General features: G+C 76.1%; 13 protein-coding genes. 7 read left to right on the top strand and 6 right to left on the bottom strand.

Going from position 1 to position 18,044, the window contains the following annotated elements:
- The 3 genes from ACIRVF_RS25385 to ACIRVF_RS25375 all read right to left on the bottom strand — a co-directional run bounded on the left by ACIRVF_RS25385 (position 1) and on the right by ACIRVF_RS25375 (position 6,074).
- On the bottom strand, positions 1-2,460 hold the full coding sequence (locus ACIRVF_RS25385; protein ID WP_402822022.1) for an ATP-binding protein: 2,460 nt from the start codon (positions 2,458-2,460) through the stop codon (positions 1-3).
- 232 nt (positions 2,461-2,692) lie between these two features.
- Entirely contained in the window at positions 2,693-5,548 is a 2,856-nt protein-coding gene (locus ACIRVF_RS25380; protein ID WP_402822019.1) for a BTAD domain-containing putative transcriptional regulator, read from the bottom strand.
- A gap of 55 nt (positions 5,549-5,603) precedes the next feature.
- Positions 5,604-6,074, bottom strand: a complete 471-nt coding sequence (locus tag ACIRVF_RS25375) for a hypothetical protein (RefSeq protein ID WP_402822016.1) — start codon at positions 6,072-6,074, stop codon at positions 5,604-5,606.
- A gap of 290 nt (positions 6,075-6,364) precedes the next feature.
- Here ACIRVF_RS25375 and ACIRVF_RS25370 point away from each other — a divergent pair, with 290 nt between their 5' ends.
- Positions 6,365-9,268: a BTAD domain-containing putative transcriptional regulator gene (locus ACIRVF_RS25370; RefSeq protein ID WP_402822013.1), complete on the top strand. Its 2,904-nt coding sequence runs from the start codon at positions 6,365-6,367 to the stop codon at positions 9,266-9,268.
- A 21-nt stretch (positions 9,269-9,289) separates the two neighbouring features.
- Here the strand turns inward: ACIRVF_RS25370 and ACIRVF_RS25365 are convergent, their stop codons facing one another.
- Positions 9,290-9,913 carry a sigma-70 family RNA polymerase sigma factor gene (locus tag ACIRVF_RS25365; protein WP_402822010.1) on the bottom strand — a complete coding sequence of 208 codons (624 nt, stop codon included), beginning with the start codon at positions 9,911-9,913 and terminating at the stop codon, positions 9,290-9,292.
- 158 nt (positions 9,914-10,071) lie between these two features.
- The gene (locus ACIRVF_RS25360; RefSeq protein WP_402822007.1) at positions 10,072-10,443 is read right to left on the bottom strand and encodes a hypothetical protein; all 372 of its coding nucleotides are present in this window, start codon (positions 10,441-10,443) and stop codon (positions 10,072-10,074) included.
- A gap of 476 nt (positions 10,444-10,919) precedes the next feature.
- On the opposite strand from ACIRVF_RS25360, the gene ACIRVF_RS25355 reads away from it, so the two are divergent.
- The 5 genes from ACIRVF_RS25355 to ACIRVF_RS25335 all read left to right on the top strand — a co-directional run bounded on the left by ACIRVF_RS25355 (position 10,920) and on the right by ACIRVF_RS25335 (position 16,047).
- Positions 10,920-12,452, top strand: a complete 1,533-nt coding sequence (locus ACIRVF_RS25355; RefSeq protein ID WP_402822004.1) for a flavin monoamine oxidase family protein — start codon at positions 10,920-10,922, stop codon at positions 12,450-12,452.
- On the top strand, positions 12,449-13,792 hold the full coding sequence (locus ACIRVF_RS25350; RefSeq protein ID WP_402822001.1) for a glutamate-cysteine ligase family protein: 1,344 nt from the start codon (positions 12,449-12,451) through the stop codon (positions 13,790-13,792). The genes ACIRVF_RS25355 and ACIRVF_RS25350 overlap by 4 nt, the downstream gene beginning before the upstream one ends.
- Before the next feature lie 204 nt (positions 13,793-13,996).
- On the top strand, positions 13,997-14,239 hold the full coding sequence (locus ACIRVF_RS25345; protein ID WP_402821999.1) for a hypothetical protein: 243 nt from the start codon (positions 13,997-13,999) through the stop codon (positions 14,237-14,239).
- 18 nt (positions 14,240-14,257) lie between these two features.
- Positions 14,258-15,001 carry a class I SAM-dependent methyltransferase gene (locus ACIRVF_RS25340; protein WP_402821996.1) on the top strand — a complete coding sequence of 248 codons (744 nt, stop codon included), beginning with the start codon at positions 14,258-14,260 and terminating at the stop codon, positions 14,999-15,001.
- An 80-nt stretch (positions 15,002-15,081) separates the two neighbouring features.
- A complete protein-coding gene (locus tag ACIRVF_RS25335) occupies positions 15,082-16,047 on the top strand; it encodes a phosphatidylinositol-specific phospholipase C (RefSeq protein ID WP_402821993.1) in 966 nt (321 codons plus the stop codon).
- A gap of 44 nt (positions 16,048-16,091) precedes the next feature.
- Here ACIRVF_RS25335 and ACIRVF_RS25330 read toward each other — a convergent pair whose 3' ends face one another.
- Positions 16,092-17,174: a DUF2690 domain-containing protein gene (locus ACIRVF_RS25330; protein ID WP_402821990.1), complete on the bottom strand. Its 1,083-nt coding sequence runs from the start codon at positions 17,172-17,174 to the stop codon at positions 16,092-16,094.
- Positions 17,175-17,542: 368 nt separating this feature from the next.
- On the opposite strand from ACIRVF_RS25330, the gene ACIRVF_RS25325 reads away from it, so the two are divergent.
- Positions 17,543-18,013 (top strand): helix-turn-helix domain-containing protein, encoded by a 471-nt coding sequence (locus ACIRVF_RS25325; protein WP_402821988.1) that lies wholly within the window; start codon positions 17,543-17,545, stop codon positions 18,011-18,013.
- Positions 18,014-18,044: the final 31 nt, after the last annotated feature.

Below are 18,044 nucleotides of genomic sequence, written 5' to 3'. Positions count from 1 at the left end.
CTACACGGGGCCCCGGCCGCGCCGGCCGTCCGCGCTCAGATCGGTGAGCGCCTCGGTGAGGATCTCCCGGGCCTCGTCGGCGCGGCCCTGCTCGATCAGCGCGGTGCCGAGTTCGGTCAGCGTCTTGGTCATGCTGTCCGGACGCCCGATCGCCTCGTAGTGGACCAGCGCCTGCCGGTAGGCCTTCTCGGCGGCCGGCCAGCGCTTCAACGCCGCCCGGTCCTGGCCGAGTTCGTGCGCCGTCATGGCGGCCATCAGGTGCATCAGCGGCGAGGACCAGCGCTCCACCAGCTCCAGGGCGCGGGCCAGCGCCCGGCGGCGGGAGTCCTGCGCCTCCTCGGCCCGGCCCAGGTGGCGCAGGCAGGTCGCGGCACCGCGCAGGGTGACCAGCCGGCCGATCATCGCGGCCCGGTTGTCGACCTCGGCGAAGGCGTCCGCCGCCCGCTGGTAGCTCTCGCCGGCCTCCTGGTAGCGCTGGAGCCGGCGCAGCCCGGTGCCGAGGTAGGTGAGCGCCCAGCCCTGCTGCTCGTGGTCGCCCACGGCGCGGGCCAGCTCCAGCCCCTCACCGGCGAGTTCGACGCCCCGCTGATAGCGGTGCAGACAGGTGACGTACGTCCAGGCCAGGTAGTTCACGTGCACCGCCTCGGCCTGCCGGTCGCCGCTCGCGCGGGCCGCGTCCACCGACAGCTGGAACACCTCGCCCCAGAGGTCCCAGCTGACCAGGCGGTCGGAGAACCAGTGCATGGCCTCGGCGGTGTCGATCACCTCCCGGTGGCGGCCCTCCCGCTGCGCCCGGTACAGCGCGGCCAGCCACTCCGGGTGCTCCTCCTCCAGCCAGCGCGCGGCCTCGGTGAGCGGGACCGCACCGTCCCCGGCGGGCAAGACGCCGTCGGTCTCGGCGTGGCCGGTCTCGGCGTGGTCGGTCGCGGCGTGGTCGGTCGCGGCGTGGTCGGTCGCGGCGTGGTCGGTCGCGGCGTGGTCGGTCGCGGCGTGGTCCGGGTCGAACCGCAGGCCGTGGGCAGCCGCCTCCCGCAGCAGCCAGCTCCCGGCCCGGGTGCGGGCCTCGGCGACGGCCTCGGCCGTCTCGTCGGCGGCCAGCCGCTCGCCCGCGTACAGCCGCACCAGGTCGTGCAGCCGGTAGCGCTCCGGGGCGGCCGGCTGCACCAGGCCGGCGTCGACCAGTTGCTCCAGCACGAGTTCGGTGCGCGCGGCCGGCAGCCCGGCGTAGCGGGCCAGCACGGCCGCGGTGAAGTCCGCCCCCGCGGTCAGCGCGCAGCGGCGCAGCACCAGACGGGATTCGGCGGGCAGTCGGCGGTAGGAGAGCTCGAAGGCCGGGCGGACGGCGAGGTCCCCGGTCTCCAGCAGGTCGAGGCGGGTCTCCTCGGCGGCGAGCTGGCGGGCCAGCTGGGCCACCGGCTGCTGCGGGCGGGCGACCAGCCGCTGCCCGGCGATCCGCAGCGCGAGCGGCAGGTAGCCGCAGAGCCGGGCCAGCTCGGCGGCCGCGTCCGGGGCGGCCTCGACCCGTTCGGGCCCGGCGATCCGGGCCAGCAGTGCGGACGCCTCGGTCGGCGAGAGCACGTCCAGCCGCAGCCGGTGCACCGCCTCCAGACCGGGCAGGGCGTGACGGCTGGTCACGATGGTCACGGCCGGCCCGGAGCCGGGCAGCAGCGGGCGCACCTGGGCCTCGTCGGCGGCGTTGTCCAGCACCAGGACCAGCCGGCGGTCGCGGACCAGGGCGCGGAACAGGCCGGCCCGCTCCTCCGTCCCGGCGGGCACCGCGCCGTCCGCCACGCCGAGAGCACGCAGCACCTGGCCGAGCGCCTCACGGGCGGACAGCGGGGTGGCGGCCATGCCGCCGAGGTCGAGCGAGAGCTGACCGTCCGGGAAGGCCGGGGCCAGCGTGTGGGCGGCGTGCAGGGCGAAGGCGGTCTTGCCGAGGCCGGGCTGACCGCTGATCAGCACCACCCGGGGGTGGGCGGGGTGCTCGCCGGCGGTGAGGGCGGCGAGTTCCGCGAGGGCCTGCTCCCGGGCGGTGAAGTCGGCCAGGTCGCGCGGCAGGGCGAGCGCGCCGGGGGGCGCGGGCTCCGCGGCGGCGTCCGGCGCGGGCGGCGCTGCCGGTGCGGGCGCCGGCGGTTCCGCCCCGGGCACGGCCGGGGCCGCGGACGGTACGGCGGGCCGGGCGGACCGCCCCTGCGGCGGCACCTGCCGCACGCCCCGGGGCCGGCCGGACTGTGCGGCCCCCTCCAGCGCGGCGGTCTGTGCGCCGTCCAGGCCCAGGGCGGCGGCCAGGGCCCGGACGGTGCGCCGCTGCGGCCCCCGGGTGCGGCCGCGTTCCATGTCCCCGAGGGCCCGCAGGCTGACGCCCGCGCCGGCGGCCAGGTCCTCCTGGGTAAGGCCCGCCGCCATCCGGTGCCCGGCCAGCAGGTGGCCGAATTCCCCGGTTCCGTTCGCCACCGTCATGCCCCCGCCCCTGGTTCGGTACTTCCGCAGTTCTGCCGGTCACCGTGCCGGGCAGTTCCCCTCAGGCAGAAGTATGCCTCGGCGGAAGTGACCCGCACACCCGCCCTCCGCCTGCGGGGATGCCGGGGACGCGGGCGGAACGGCGAGTGGTTCCGCCCGCCGGAACCGCCGGTAGTTCCGCCTGTTCCGCCGGCGCGGAAGGCAGTTGTGCACCGGTGTGCGGTGCTCGCCGTCAGTGCACCGCCGCCGTCAGCGCCTGTTCCTGCTGTCTGGCCTCCGCCCCCTCCGCGCTGCGGCCCAGCTCGAAGAGCAGGTCGGCGAGCAGCCCGTGCGAGCGCGCTTCCACGGCGGTGTCGCCGACGGTGCGGCCGAGCGCGACGGCGAGCCGGGCCGAGGACAGCGCGGCCTCCCGGCGGCCGAGGGCGTGCAGGGCGCGGGCCCGGCTCTGGGTGGCGAGCACCACCTCGGCCCCGTCCGGGCGGCCACCGGCGGTGGGGGCGGTGGACGTACGGGCGGTGGCCGTACCGGTCCTGCCGGGGCTGGTCCCGCCGGCGCCGGTCCGGTCGGCGCGGGCAGTGTCCGTACGGGCCCGGTCGGCGCGGGCAGTGTCCGTACGGGCCCGGTCGGCGCGGGCAGTGTCCGTACGGGCCCTGTCGGTGCGGGCCGTGGCCGTGCGGACCGCCTCGTCCGCGTGGGCGAGCGCCCGGTCCGGGGCGCCGACCTGCACCAGGGCGTCGGCGAGCTCGGTGAGGGCGCGCACCAGCAGGTGCTCGGCGGCCGGGGTCCGGGCGGCGGCCACCAGGTCGGTGAGCAGCGGCACCGCCCGGTCGTACTGACCGGCCCGCACCAGTGCGGCGGCCACTCGGCTCCGGCAGTGGTGGCGCAGCACCGCTCCCCCGGCCCGGTCGGCGGCCGCGACCGCCGTGTCCAGGTGTTCCAGGGCGGTGCGGTGGGCCGCCCGGCGGACGTGCAGGACGGCGAGGTCGGTGCCCAGCCGGGCGAGGGCGGCGTCGTCCCGGTCGGCGTGCGCGGCGCGCAACCCGATCTCGGCGACGGTCCGCCAGTTGGCCCGGTCCCGGCCGCCGGGGCCGCCCGGCCGCTCCTCCGAACGCTCGTACAACAGACTGATCCGGTGGGCGAGTTGCCAGGAGGCGCCGGTGCGCCCGTACTGCTCGGCACGGAGCACCACGGCGCGCAGGGCGCTCTCCTCCCGGCGGAACCAGGCCGCCGGGGGTCTCCCGGCCTCGGCCACCTCGCCGCCCTCGCCCGCCCACGGGGCGGTGAGCTCCAGGTAGTGGGCGATCAGCCGGTCGAGGGCGCCGAAGCGCTCCTCGCAGTCCAGTGCGGCGGCCTGTCCGGCGGCGTAGCGGCGGACCAGTTCGCGCCGGGCGTAGCGGCCCGGGGTGGTCTCGGCCAGCAGGTGGACGGCGTCGAGCGTGGTCAGCAGGGCGCGGGCCGCGGCCGGTCGCAGGTCGGCCAGCGCGGCGGCGGTGTCGGTGTCGATCTCCGCGCCGGGATACAGCCCGAGCAGGGTGAACAGCCGGGCGGCGGCGGGCGGCAGGGTCCGGTAGGTGCGGTCCAGGGCGGCGCCGACGCCGATCGGGCCGCGCGCGGCGCCGGGCCCCGCCAGGGCGGCGAGGCCGGTCTGCTCGTCGGCGAGTTCGGCGGTGAGGTCTCCCGGGGACCAGTCCGGGCGAGCGGCCAGCCGGGCGGCGGCCAGGCGCAGGGCGAGCGGCAGCCGGTCGCAGCGCTCGGCGAGGTCGGCCAGCTCGGCGGCCGTCTCCGGGTCGTCGGCCGGGCGGTCCGGGCCGAGCCCGCGGGCGAGCAGGTCCCGGGCGTCCTCGGCGTCCAGCGGGCCGAGCGGGAGCACCAGGGCGTCCTCGTGGAGCAGGAGTTCGCGCAGCCGGTCCCGGCTGGTGACGACGGCGACCGGCCCCAGCGCGGTGCTGGTCGCGGCGGGCCGGTCGGGCAGCAGCGGGGCGAGCTGCCGGTACGAGGCGGCGTCGTCCAGCAGGATCAGGATCCGGCGGTCGGCGAGGAGGCCGCGGTAGCGGGCCGCCCGCTCCTCCAGCCCGGCGGGGACGGCCTCCGGCGCGACGCCGAGGTCGGTGAGGAAGCCCGCCAGGACGTCGGCGGGCCGGCGCGGGCCGGCCGGGTCGGAGCCGCGCAGGTCCGCGTGCAGGACGCTCTCGGGGAAGCGCTGCGCCGCCCAGTGCTGGACCAGGCCGGTCTTGCCCACTCCCGCCGGGCCGGTGACCAGGATCGGCCGGGCGGTCCGGGCGGCGACGGCCAACGCCTCGTGCAGCCGGGCGAGTTCGGCGGTGCGGCCGACGAAGCGGCGGTCCGGCGGAGTGTGCCGCGCCAACTGCTCGCCCGCCTGTCGCAGTTCCGGCCCCGGCGGGCCGGAGAGCCGGGCCACCGCCTGCGCGTACCGTTCCCGGGCCTCCAGCCCGCGCCCGGCCTGCTCCAGGCACTCGACCAGCCGGGCGGCCAGCGGCTGCCGGCTCGGGTGCGCGTCCGCGGCCTCGGTCAGCTCGGCCACCAGCTCGCCGCCGCGACCGGCCAGCACCAGGCCCTGCGCCAGCCGGTCCAGGGCGCGCAGTCGCAGGTCGGTCAGGTACGGGAGGGTGCGCTCGCGCAGCAGGGCGGACCCGCAGTCGGCGAGCGCCGGGCCGCGCCACAGGTCGAGGGCCTCGCGCAGCAGCGGAACGGCCGGGCCGTCCGCCCCCGGCCGGTCCGCCGCGTCGGGCGGCAGCAGGCCTGCCCGGCCGCAGAGCGTCCTGAAGCGCACCAGGTCCACCCGGTCCGCGTCGCCCTCCAGGACGTACCCGCCGCCCCGGGTGCCCAGCACCAGCCGGGGATCGTCCAACTGCTGCCGCAGCGCCGCGACATGGCCCTGCAGCGCCGCCCGCGCGGTCGGCGGCGCGGCGCCGTCCCAGACCAGCTCGATCAGTTCCTCGGCGCCCACCGGCTGGTTCAGCCGTGCCGCCAAAGCCCCCAGCAGCGCGCGCCGTTTGGGCGCCGAGGGCGTGGCCACCGCGCCGTCCTCCCGCCGGACCACCATCGGCCCGAGCAGCTCGATGTCCATGCTCCCCTTCCCTCCCGTCGTGGGACAGTACGCCGGACCGGCGGACCGGGCCGGTTCACTTCGCGGGCTCGCCCTCCGTGCGGTGCGGGCCCTGCGCCGACCCGGACCAGACCGGTGGCGTCCTGAAGTCCGGCCCCGCCACGACCAGCACGTCGAACGGCGCGTAGTCGTTCCCCGAGCCCCGGACGGTGAAGCCGGCCGCCGTCAGGATGGCGACCACCGCGGCGGACATCGCCCGGTGGACCTCACCCCCCAGGACGACGGCCGGTGTCGGCTCCCCGTACTGCCGCAGGTCCGCCGCCGCCTTGCTCCGCAGCCGGGGGCTCGTGTGCCAGCTCACCAGCACCTCCGGGTCCTCCCCGAAGTGCTGGCTCCAGCTGCTGACCCGCACCGCCGCACCGACGGCCAGCTCGTCGTCCAGGCCCGGGGCCACCACCGGCAGTCCGGCGGCGGCGAGTTCGTCGCGGACCCGCTGGGCCAGCCGCTCGAACCGGGCGTTCACGTGTCTCCCGAGAGTCTCGTCCATGCCCGCACGCTACCGGCCCGCCGCACCCCTCCCGCACCCCCCTGCCGGACCTCGTCCCCGCAGTCCGCCCCGTGACCGGTTCCGCCGCCGCCCTTCGGGGCTGCCGCGCTCGGGACCGGCGGGACGACTCGGTTCCGGGAGGCAACCATCTGCCACTCCCCGGGGCTCTCTACCCGTGGCGGCCCCGTCGGCTGCGAGCGTTCGAGTGCGGACCGGACACCTGTGCGCACTACACTGCTCCACCCCGGCGGCCGCCGTCCGGTCTCGGGTGCGGTGAGGTGGGGGTACGGGTGCGGGTTCGGCTGCTCGGGCCGGTGGAGCTGGAGGTCTCGGCGGGCGGGCTCGCCACGCTGGCGGGGCCTCAGCGGCGGGCTGTTCTGGCGTTGCCGGCGCTGCGGCTGGGCCAGGTCGTCACCGTGGACGACTTCTGCGAACTGCTGTGGGGCGAGCGGCCCCCGGCCAGCGCCCGCGCGGCGGTGCAGGGGCACGTCGCGGGACTGCGCAAGGTGCTCGCCGACTCCCCGTTCGAGCTGCACACCCGTCCCGGCGGCTACCTGCTGAGCGGGCCGGCCGAGGAGGTGGACGCGCTGCGGTTCACGGCGCTCGCCGAGCGGGCGGGCGAGCGCGCCGACCGCGGTGAAGGCGACGAGGCGATCGCCCTGCTGGAGGAGGCGCTGCAGTTGTGGCGCGGCGAGGCCCTGGCCGACCTGCCGGACACCCCGTTGAGGGCCGCCACCGTCGAGCACCTGAAGCAGTCCTCCACCGCCGCGCTCCTCCGCTGGGCCGGGCTGCGGCTGCGCCAGGGCACGGGTGCGGCGGCGGTGGCGGTGCTGGAGCAGAGCGTCCGGCGGGACGGGCTGCGCGAGGAGCTGGTGGCGCTGCTGATGCGCTGCCTGCACCAGGCCGGACGGCCCGCGGACGCGCTGAACGCCTACCACCGGGCGCGGCTGCGGCTGGACCGTGAGCTCGGCATCCGCCCCGGCCCGGCGCTGCGGGCCGCGTTCGCCGAGGTGCTGGCGGACGACCGCCCGGAGGCGGCCTCCGCCGTCCCCGGTGCCGTCCGCACCGCCGGCACCCCCGCCGCTCCCCCGGTCGCCCGGCCGCGCCATCAACCCCCTCAGCAACTCCCCCGCCAGCGCGTGGAACTGATCGGCCGCACCGCCGAGACCCAGTGGCTGGACCGCGCCTGCGCCCCCGACCGGGCCACCGACGGGCCCGCCCTGGTGGTCGGCCCGGCCGGGATCGGCAAGAGCGCCCTGGTCACGGCCTGGGCCCACCGGGCCGCCGACCGCTTCCCGGACGGCCGGCTGTACGCGGACCTGCGCGGCCTGAACCCGGCCGGGCCCGCCGAGCCCGGGGCCGTCCTCGGCCGCTTCCTGCGCGCCCTGGGCGTCCCGGACGACGCCGTCCCCGCCGACCCGGCCGACCGCGCCGCGCTCTACCGGGAGCACACCAAGGGCCGCCGCCTGCTGGTGGTCCTGGACGACGCCGCCGACGCCGACCAGCTCACCGATCTGCTGCCGGAGGGGCCGGGCTGCGCCGCCGTGATCACCGCGCGCGGCCCGCTGGAGAAGCTGGTCGCCACCGAGGACGCGGCCCTGCTGCGGCTGACCGCGCTGCCCGAGGACGACGCCCTCGGCCTGCTGGAGCACCTGCTGACCCCTGAACGCCTGCGCGCCGAGCCGGAGGCGGGCACCGAACTCGTCCGCCTCTGCGAGCGGTTGCCGCTCGCCCTGCGGATCGCCGCCGCGCGGCTGACCGCCCACCCGAGCTGGACGATCGGGGAGCTGGCCGCCGAACTCGCCGACGAGCGGACCAGGCTGGCCGCCCTGGAGCTGGACGCGCACACCGGACTGCGGCAGCAACTGCGCCTGACGGTTCATCAACTATCCGAACCGGCGGCCGAACTCCTCGCCCTGCTCGCGCTCCACCCCGGTCACGAGGCGGACAGCCACGCCGCCGCCGCGCTGCTCGGCACCGACACCGCGACCGCCCACCGGGCGCTCGGCGAGCTGGCCGCCCACCACCTGCTCACCGGCGCCGCCCCCGGCCGCTACCACCGCTCCGACCTGGTCAGGCTGTTCAGCGTCGATCTGCTCGCCGAGTGGCCCGCAGCGTCCGGACAGCACCGGGAGCACGCCCTCCTGCGTCTGCTGGACCACTACCAGGCCGCCCTCCAGCGCTGCGGCAGCTACCTCGACCCCGGCCAGGAGAACCCCGGCCAGGAGGACGCGGGCCAGGAGAACCCCGGCCGGCAGGACGCGGGCCGGCGGACCGGCGGCCCCGCCCGGCCGCCTCGGCCGCTGCCGCCCGTCGTGGACATCCGCACCGCGCTGGACTGGTTCCGCGCCGAGGAGCCCGCCGTCCGGGCGCTGATCGACGCAGCCGCCGTCAGCCACCCCGACCGGGCCTGGCGGCTCGCCCTGACCACCGGCTCGCTCTACTACGGCGCCAGCCGCTTCACCGACTGGCTGGCCCGTGCCGACGTCGGCCTGGCAGCCGCCGAGCGCTGCGCCGACCCGGTCGCGGAGGCCTTCCTGCACAACTGCCGGGCCCAGGCGCTGGTCGCCCTGGAGCGCCGTCACGAGTCGGCGGAGGCCGCCCGGAAGGGGGTGGCCGCCGCCGAGTCCGCCGAGGGGCCCGCCGCCGACTCGGCGCGGGTCCGGTCCCTGGCCACCCTGGGCCTGGTCACCGCGATGCTCGGGGAGCCCGCCGAGGCACGGCGGCTGGCGGCCGAGGCGGTGGCGCTGGCCGTGGCGTCCGGCAACCGCCGACGGCAGGTCGACGCCCTGGTGCACCAGGGCTGGGTGAGTCTGGCGACCGGTGATCCGACGGGCGCCCAGCACCGCTCCCGGGAGGCCCGGGAGCTGCTGCCGCCTCGTCCGGTCACCCAGGTGCACCTGTGGTCGCTGCTGACCGAGGCCCAGGCGCTGCCGCCGACCGTCCGGGACGAGGCGGCCGACCTCGCCTGGCACCGGCTGCTGGCCGCCTGTGAGGAGGCGGGCCTGCTCTACCTGCACGCCGTCACCGAGCAGTCCTACGCGGCCCACCTGGTGGCCCGGGGCCGCGCGCCGCAGGTGGGGGCGCGGCTGGCCTCGGCGCTGGAGCGCTTCCGCCGGCACGACCGGCTGGCGGGCTACCGCAGCGAGTTCACCGCGGGCCTGGAATCCTCGCTCAGCCTGCGCTCCCCATGAGGCGGCTCCCCCGGCGCGCGCTCAACCGGTGACCGGGGCGTACCCGTGCTCCGCCGCCAGGACCGGCCGCAGAGCCCGTACCGCGTAGAAGTTCCGGGACTTGACCGTGCCCGGCGGCACCCCCAGACGGGCCGAGGCCTCCACCACCGAGCGGTCCTTCAGATGCAGTTCGACCAGCACCTCGCGGTGGTGCTTCTGCACCCGCCGCAGCGCCAGCGCGATGTCCCGGGCGACCACCACCTGCTCGTACGGGTCGTCGGCGAGCGGGCGGTCCTCGACCGCCTCGCCGATCACCTCCTTGGCGCGGGCGGCGGCCATCCGGTAGTGGTCGATGGCTATCCGCCGGGCGACGGTGAACAGCCAGGGGCGGGCCTGCTCGGGGCCGGCGGCCAGGGCCTCCGGGTGCTGCCAGGCGCGCAGCAGGGTCTCCTGGAGGATGTCCTCGGCCTTGCCGCGGTCACCGCCGGTGGTGCGCATCAGGGCGCGCAGCAGGTAGCCCCCGTGCAGCCGGTGGATCTCGGCCAGGGTGTCGGGGTCAAGGGTCGGCCGGGCCGGGGCCGGCTCGGGGGTCGCCGCGGTGGCGGCCGGGGGGTCCGCGGGCGGCTGGGCGACGGGTGCGGGACGGGCGACGGACGGCTTCGACACGCGCTACCTCTCAGGTCGGGCAAGGGCACATGGCAGGGCTTCCGCCGTACCTCCCCCGTGGCGGTCGGGACCAGCCTGCCGGGCGCCGCCAAGGACCGGCCAACGATCCGCCAACGCCCCGACCTGCGGGCATCGGGCCCGCCCCCGGGTGCCGCCGCTCAGCCCCCGTCGGGCTCCCGGGCCAGCTGCCGCAGCAGTTCCTGGACGCCGTCCTCGCCCCGGTGCTCGATCAGCACCGCGACCCAGCCCGCGAGCCGTTCCCGCTCGGCCACCGTCCACCCGGGTGCGGAGGGGTGCACGTCCACCACCAGCTTCCTGGCCACGGAGAGCAGCCCCGGCGTCGGCTCCGCACGCCGCTGCCGGTCCGGCAGCGCGCTCAGCGCCAGCCGCCGGGCGACGGCCGTCACCCCGGCCGCGGTGCCCGCCGGCACGGCCAGTGCGGGCGGCCCCGGCGCCCCCGGCACCTCCGGGGCGCCCATCCGCACCAGCGCAGCGATGTACGCGCGCACCTCCGGGCCGTCCGCATCCATCCCTTGGTCCTCCCCCGTCCCTTTCCGTCCCGCTCTACGTGGCTCCCGTCGAGCGGGGTTCAGCCGCAGCCCAACGGCCGTCACCCGTCGGAACGGGTACGGCCGAAGCGCCGATCACCGCGACGGAGGCGATCGTTCCGTCCGCCGCCCGCCGGGGCCGGACCGCATTGTGCCCGTCCCTCATGAGAACGGCGACGGCCGGCCGGGAGCGTCTTCCCCCGACCGGCCGGTCGCATGCGGTGCGGGCCCGGACGGGCCCCGCTTCCTCGTCCGTGCCATCTGGTCCGGTACGGGTGGTGCTGGGTGTCGCCGGGTGGGGGCCGCGCACGGCTCCGGCCCGCCCGTCCTGGGTAGCAACATTGGCCCTGAGAAGCCCGGGTCGCCCCGTCACCCGCGTCGGCGCTGCCGAGTGGCACACGAACCAGGCCTGGACCAGGCTGAGGCGGAAGTCCGGTCGTCAGAGGGGTGCGGTGTCGATGTTCGATACGAGCTTTGCGTTTCCGCGTTCCCTGCTGAACCCGGTGGGCGGCGCCCGCGGACGGGTGGCCGTCATCGGGGCGGGGGTCGCCGGCCTGGTCTGCGCGTACGAGCTGGAGCGGCGCGGCTTCGACGTCGCGGTCTACGAGCGGTCCAACCGCCCGGGCGGACGGGTACGCACCCACCGCTTCTGGGACGGCACCCACATCGACCTCGGCGCCATGCGCATCCCCGGCAACCACCACTGCGTGCTGCACTACGTCTCCCGGTTCCGCCTGGAGACCCGCCCCTTCGTCAACGCCAACCCGCGCGCCTACTACCACCTGCGCGGCCGCCGGGTGCGGGTGCGCGACGTCGCCGCGCTCTACCCCGCGTACGCGCTGCGCCCGGACGAGCGGCAGGCCCCGACACCGGTGCTGGACCGCCTCCTCGGCCCGGTGTGGCGCGCCCTCACCGTCGAGCAGCAGGAGAACACCCTGGCCGGCCACTGGGACGACCCGGCGCTGGAACGGGCGGCCTCGGTGTCCCTGTGGCAGTTCGTCCACGAGCACCTGTCGCAGGACGCCTGGGACCTCATCGGCCACGCCAGCGGGCTCGCCCACTACGAGCAGTCCTCCCTGCTGGAGGTCCTGGTCGACTACTTCGGCCTGTTCCACGAAGGGCAGGTCGAGCTGGTGAACGGGCTGGAGGCGCTGATCCACGCCTTCGTCCGGGCCCTGCGCCCCGACACCCTCCGGCTGTCCAGCCGGATCGACGAACTGGCGCTCACCACGGACGGCGTCCGGATCCACGGCAAGCGGCTCGGGGCCCCGCTGGAGGACCGCGCGGACTACGTGGTGTGCTGCGTCCCGGCCCCCGCGCTCGACCAGATCGCCGTGAGCCCCGGGCTGCCTCACGCCCAGCGGCACGCCGTGCGCGGCATCAGCTACGCCAGCAGCAGCAAGACCGTCCTCCACCTCACCCGCCGCCGCTGGGAGTTGGAGGACGGCATCCACGGCGGCGGGAGCTTCACCGACCTGCCGATCCAGCAGTGCTGGTACCCGTCGGACAACGCGATGCCGGTCACGGACGGCGTCAACGGCAGCGCCGACCACCGCTGGGCCGCCCGCGATCCACTGCGCTCGGCCGAGCCGACCGCCCTGCTCGGCGCCTACCAGTGGGGCGCGAACGCCCGACGCTTCGCCGCGCTGCCGCCTGCGGACCGCGACGCCCTGGTGCTGGACTGCCTGGAACGGCTCCACCCCGGCATCTCCGCCGACGTGGACGACATCCTGCACTGCGACTGGGACGTGCAGACCGGCATGGGCGGCGGCGCCTTCGCCCACCTGACGCCCGGCGAGCACACCCGCTACCTGGCGGTGCTCGGCTCACCGCACCCGGCCGAGGATCCACGGATCTTCTTCGCCGGCGAGCACCTGTCCGGCGCCCACGCGTGGTGCCAGGGCGCGGCGCGCTCCGCCCTCGACGCGGTGGGCGCCGTGCTCGACCGGGCCGGCCACCCCCGGATCGCCACCCGGGTGGGCACCGCGTGACCGACCGGGAGCTCACCCGGGACGACCTGCGCGTCCCGTTCCGACCCGGCCGCAGCGAGCAGGTCGGCGTCGAGGTCGAGTGCGGCCTGCTCGACCCCGCCACCGGGCTGGCCGCCCGCTACTCCGGGGAGCGCGGCGTGCTGGCCGTGCTGGAAGCGGTACTGGCCCGCTGGGGCGGCGAACGCCAGGAGGACGCCGGCCGGCTGACCGGCGTGCTGCGGCCGGACGGCAGCCAGATCACCCTGGAGCACGGCGGCCAGCTCGAATACTCCTCGGTACCCGTCCCGAGCGTGGCCGAGGCGGTGCACGACCTGCGCACCGCACTGGAGCAACTCGCCGACCTGGTGGACCGGTTCGGCCTCGCCCTGGTGCCCGGCGGCAACGTCCCTTTCGACCGGCTGGCCGACGTGCAGTGGGTGCCGATGACCAGGGGCGCCATCATGCGGGACTACTTCGCCGCACTGGGCGTGGCGGGCGACCGGGCGCGGTACATCATGGCGCTGTCCCTGTCCACCCAGGTCACCCTGGACTACCTCTCGCCCGGGGACTTCACCGAGAAACTGCGGACCCAGATGGCCGCCGCGCCGGTGGTGGCCGCCCTGCTCGTCAACTCCCCCATCCAGGAGGGGCGTCCGGGTGGCCTGCTGTCCCACCGCAGCTGGGCCTGGCTGCGGATGGACCCGCGCCGGACCGGCGTGCTCCCGCCCGCCCTGCGTCCGGACGTCGGCGTGGACGACGTGATCGACTGGGCCCTCGGCATCCCGCTGATCCACTACCGCACCCCGGACGGCCGCTACCACCCGGCGCCCGACCGCCCCTTCGCCGACCTCCTCCGGCACGGCTACGACGACGGGTCCCGCCCCACGCCCGCCCACTGGGCCGCCCACCTCAACCAGCTCTGGACCCACGTCCGGGTCCGCAACACCCTGGAACTGCGCGGCTCGGACGGCCCGCCGTACCCGTCCATCGCCGCGGTCCCCGCCCTGTGGACCGGCCTCACCTACCACCCCGAATCCCGCGCCGCCGCCTGGAAACTGCTCGGCCACCACACCGTGGCGCAGCACCGGGCCGCACTCGCCGAACTGCCCGTCCGCGGCCTCGACACCCGGCTGGGTGGCGATCCCGTCCGTCCGCTGGCCGCCGAACTGCTCCGCGTCGCCCGGGCCGGCCTGGAGGCGCGCGTCGCGGCGGGTCTGGAACCGCCCCACGTTCCCGGCTACCTGGACCCGCTGGACGAGATCGTCGCCACCGGCCGCACCTTCGCCGAGCAGTGCCTCCGGCGCTGGCACGGCGAGTTCCGTCAGGATCCGGCCCGCTACGTCGCCGCGCACCGGGTCTGAAGCCCACCGGTCCGAGGTCCACCCTGCCCGAGCCCACCGGTCCGAGGACCACCGTGCCCGAGCCACGGGTCCGCTGCCCACCGGCCGTCAGGAGCCTGTCAGCAGCGCGTCAGCAGCCCGTCAATCCGGCACCGGACGTGAGCGAAGCGGTGCAGGCTGGGGAATCCACCTGCAGGTCCGCAGGTCCCTCCGGAGGTGAGCCGCATGTCCGTCGTCACCGCGTTCCACTCCGTCGCCCCCGGCTCACGCCGCCGGGGCCACGGGCTGCGCGCCGCGTTCGCGCTGGTGCTGGAGCGCCTCGCATCCAGCCCGCTGGACAGCCCGGTACTGGGGGCGATGGGCGCACCCCGCTCCGCCTCCCGCCCCGGCGGGCCCGGTTCCTTGCCCCCCGGACCCGCTACCGGTAGACACGGACCCGACACGGTGCGTGACGGAGTCGTGCCGTGAACGGACGGAGGCCCCGCCATGAGCGTGACGAGTCGGTACCGCGACGCCTGGGAGGGCTTCTGGCGCGATGCGCCCGACGCGCCGGGCGCGGTGATCTGGGACGCCGAACCGGCCCTGACCGCGGAGCGCCATCTGACCCTCCTCGGCCCGCACCTGAGCGACCCCCGGTTGCCCTTCGTCGACCTGGGCTGCGGCAACGGAACCCAGACCCGTTTCCTCGCCCAGCGCTTCGGCCGCGTCCTCGGGGTCGACCTCTCCGAGGCCGCCGTCGGGCTCGCCCGACGTCAGGACCCCTCTCGGCAGGCCGAGTTCGCCCAGCTGGACGCCACCGACCCGGCCGCCGTCCGGGCCCTGCGCGAGCGCCTCGGCGACGCCAACGTGTACGTGCGCGGCCTGATCCACCAGAGCGAACCGGCCGACCGCCACCCGGTCGCCGAGGCCGTCGCCACCCTGGTCGGGGAGCGGGGCCGGGGCCTCGTCGTCGAGCCGACCGAGTCGGCCAAGGACGTCCTCAAGGAGCTGGCGCAGGCGCCGTCCGGGCCGCCCCCGAAGCTGCGCCCGGTCTTCGAGCACGGCCTCGCCCCCGCCCAGGTCGCCGGCGCGGCCTTCGAGGAACTCTTCCGCTCGGCCGGCCTCACCGTCCTCGCCTCCGGCGAGATGCCGCTGTCCCTCACCGAGTTCACCCCGGAGGGCGACCGGATCGAGCTGCCCGCCCGGTGGCTGGTGGTCGGCCCGGACGAGCGGGGAACGGGCCCGCGCTGAACCCGTTGACGGGACGGCCGCGTTGGACCAGTGTCAGGGCGAGTCCGCGCGGCCGTGCGCGGTGTGGAGGGAGCCGGGCCATGGGCATCGCACGTCGTGACCTTCTCAGGTGGGGAGCCGGAGCGGGTGGAGCGGCCGCCGTCGGGAGCCTGTTCGGGCCGGCCTCCTCCGCCACCGCGTGGGCCGCGACCTCCTCCACCACCCCGGGCGGGCTGCCGACGGACAGCTGGATGAGCCGGCTGAACGGGAGCCTGTCGCTGCTCGACCTCACCGTCCCCGGCACCCACGACTCCTGCTGCCAGAACCCCTGGTACGGCACCGAGTGGTCGCACACCCAGAACTGGGGCCTCCCGCAGCAGTTGCAGGAGGGCGTCCGCTTCCTCGACATCCGCTGCAACGGCCTGGAGGGGGCGCCCGACGAACTCGGGATCTACCACGCCGACAACTACCAGCACCTCCGGCTCCAGGACGTGCTCGACCAGTGCCGCTCCTTCCTGGCCGCGCACCCGGGCGAGACCGTCCTGATGCGCCTCAGGAACGAGCGCGAGGGCGGCCAGGCCCTGGACGACACGGAGTTCCAGCGGCGGGTCAACCACTACCTGGACGACCTGGGGTACCGCGGCCTGTTCCACTTCTACGGCTGGCCGACCCTCGGCACGGCCCGCGGAAAGGTGGTCCTGCTCGCGGACTTCGCCAACCCGTGGGGCCTGATCGACTGGTCCAGCGGCCAGAACGACTGGTTCGACACCCAGGACGTCTGGCAGATCGGCGGCACCGACGCACTGGGCCGGAAGGGCCGGTACATCACCGCCCAGTTCGACAAGGCCGCCCTCAACCCGGGCTACCCGCGGATGTTCGTGAACTTCCTCAGCTATGCGGGCGGCTACTGGCCCAGGACCAGCTCGCAGACCCTGATGGACCGGAGCATCTACCCGTACCTGGTCGCCCGTACCGGGCAGCGCGCCCGGTACGGCATCGTCCCGATGGACTTCCCGGACTTCCACGTGAACGTGCTGCAGATGCTCATCGACCAGAACTTCGCCTGAGCCCGGCGGCCGGACGGCGAGGCGGCCGTCGGCCCGCCTCGGAATCAGGAAGTCGCGCTCGGCGTCGGGACCTCGGTTCCCGGGACCTCGGTCGCCGGGTTCGAGACCGTCGGGTTCGGGGCCGTCGAGGACGGGGCCTTCGGAGACGGGACGGCCATGGCGGCGGCCCGGGCGGCGGGGTCGGTGACCAGCGGAATGCAGCCGTCCCCGTCCGGCTGGTGACCGCACACCCGCAGGGTGGTGCCGGCCGGTCCGGCGTCGACCATGCCCGAGTAGTTGTCGTAGCCCCAGTGGATCAGGGCGGTCTCCTGCCAGCCGGTGTTGGTGGTGATGGTGACGGTGTCCCCGGGGGCGCCGTCGGTGATCCCGGCCCAGGCGGCGCGGCAGCGCGGGCTGTAGTGGAGGTACAGGACGACCTGGCCGACGTTGCCGGTCAGCAGGGTGCGGTCGTCGGCCTCGCACCCCATCAGCTGGGGATCCTTCCCGGCACAGCCGACGCCCTGGCAGAGCGGGCCGGTACCGGCCTGGCCACTCGCCGTGGGGAGCCCGGCCGCGGCGGCGTCGGTGTCGCCGTTCAGGCCGTGCAGGTACAGGCTCGCCACCAGGACGAGCGCGACGGCGACGACGGCGGCGACCAGGGCCGCCGGGCGGCGCCACCCGGCGGCACGGGCGAGGACGGCGGACAGGTCCGTCAACCGTCCGACCTCCGAGCCGGGTGCGCCGGAGAGCTCCTGGACCGGCTCCTCGACCGGCCGCACGGGAACGGCGACGGGAACGGCGACCGGGACGGCTGGTACGGGCACGGCGGAAACAGGCACGGCGGGTACCGGCCCCGGCGCGGTCGTGGATCCCTCGGACGCGTCCCGCGCCGCCTCGGCCTGCCGCAGCAGCGAGGTCAGCAGCTCGCCGTCGCAGTCCAGGGCGGTGATCATCCCGGCCAGCGCCTGAGAGGTGATCAGACGCTTGCCGTTCAGCCAGCGTTCCCAGGAGGCCTTGCTGAGGTACGTCCGCTTCCCGAGTTCGGCGAGCGAGATCCGGTGCGCGTCCTTGACCGCGCGCAGCTCCTCGGCCAGCCGCCGGGCCGGCTCCGAAAGGCCGTCAGGAAGCGGTTTCCAGGACTGACTCATCGTGGGGATGCACCTCTGGCGGGTCGGCGGCAGACATGGACCGGTCATCGTTAGCATGATCAGTTTAATCGCGCGCCGCCTTCGACCCCTGCGGAATCCGCCCCTCCGTCTCAACCGTCTCCCTTCCCGTGTCCCAAGCCCCAGGTCAGGGGCCCTGGAACGGGACCGCTCGTCTCAGAACATTCGGAGACGGTCGAAGATCGGCGCACGATCGCGCAGAGTTGGCCGCGCCGGGTAGCCCCGAGGCCAACACCGGTTCTGCTCCGGGTAAAGACCTCGGCGAGTCGGAACGGACGAGGCGCCCGGTGCAACCACCGAGTACTGCGCACCACAACGGTCATCTCAGAGGAAGTTCGGGGAAATACCTCATGGGCCGCCACACGTCCGAGATCACAACACCGTCGCCCGCCGACCAGCTCGCCAGCGAGCTGCAGTCACTGAAGTCCGGGGCCGGGCTCACCTACGCCCGGCTCAGCGAACGCACCCACTACGCGAAGTCCTCGTGGGAGCGCTGGGTCAACGGGAAGCAGTTCCCCCCGCGTGACGCGGTGCAGAGCATCGCGTCCGTCTGCGGGGGCGACGCCGAACGCCTGCTGGAGCTCTGGCGTCTCGCGGACAGCCGCCGGATCGCCTTCGTCCCGGTGGGTGCCCCGGCACCCGCCACAACGGCCCCCGTGGCCGGCGCGGCCGACAGGAGCCCGGCCGGGGACGCGGACGCCGCGTGCCCGCACCGCCGGGAGGCCACCCTGCTGCGACGGGTGGCCCTGGTCTCCCTGGCGCTCGGCGCGGGCGGGATGCTGGCCGCCGCCGGCCGGCGTCCGTTCCGGCGCGAGGTCTGACCGGCCCGGGCGCCGGGAGGGCAGATACGCG

It is taken from the genome of Kitasatospora sp. NPDC101157 (assembly GCF_044768255.1).
Lineage (GTDB): Bacteria > Actinomycetota > Actinomycetes > Streptomycetales > Streptomycetaceae > Kitasatospora.
Note: the sequence above shows the minus strand (reverse complement) of the source record. Positions and strands in the feature narration are given on the sequence as shown.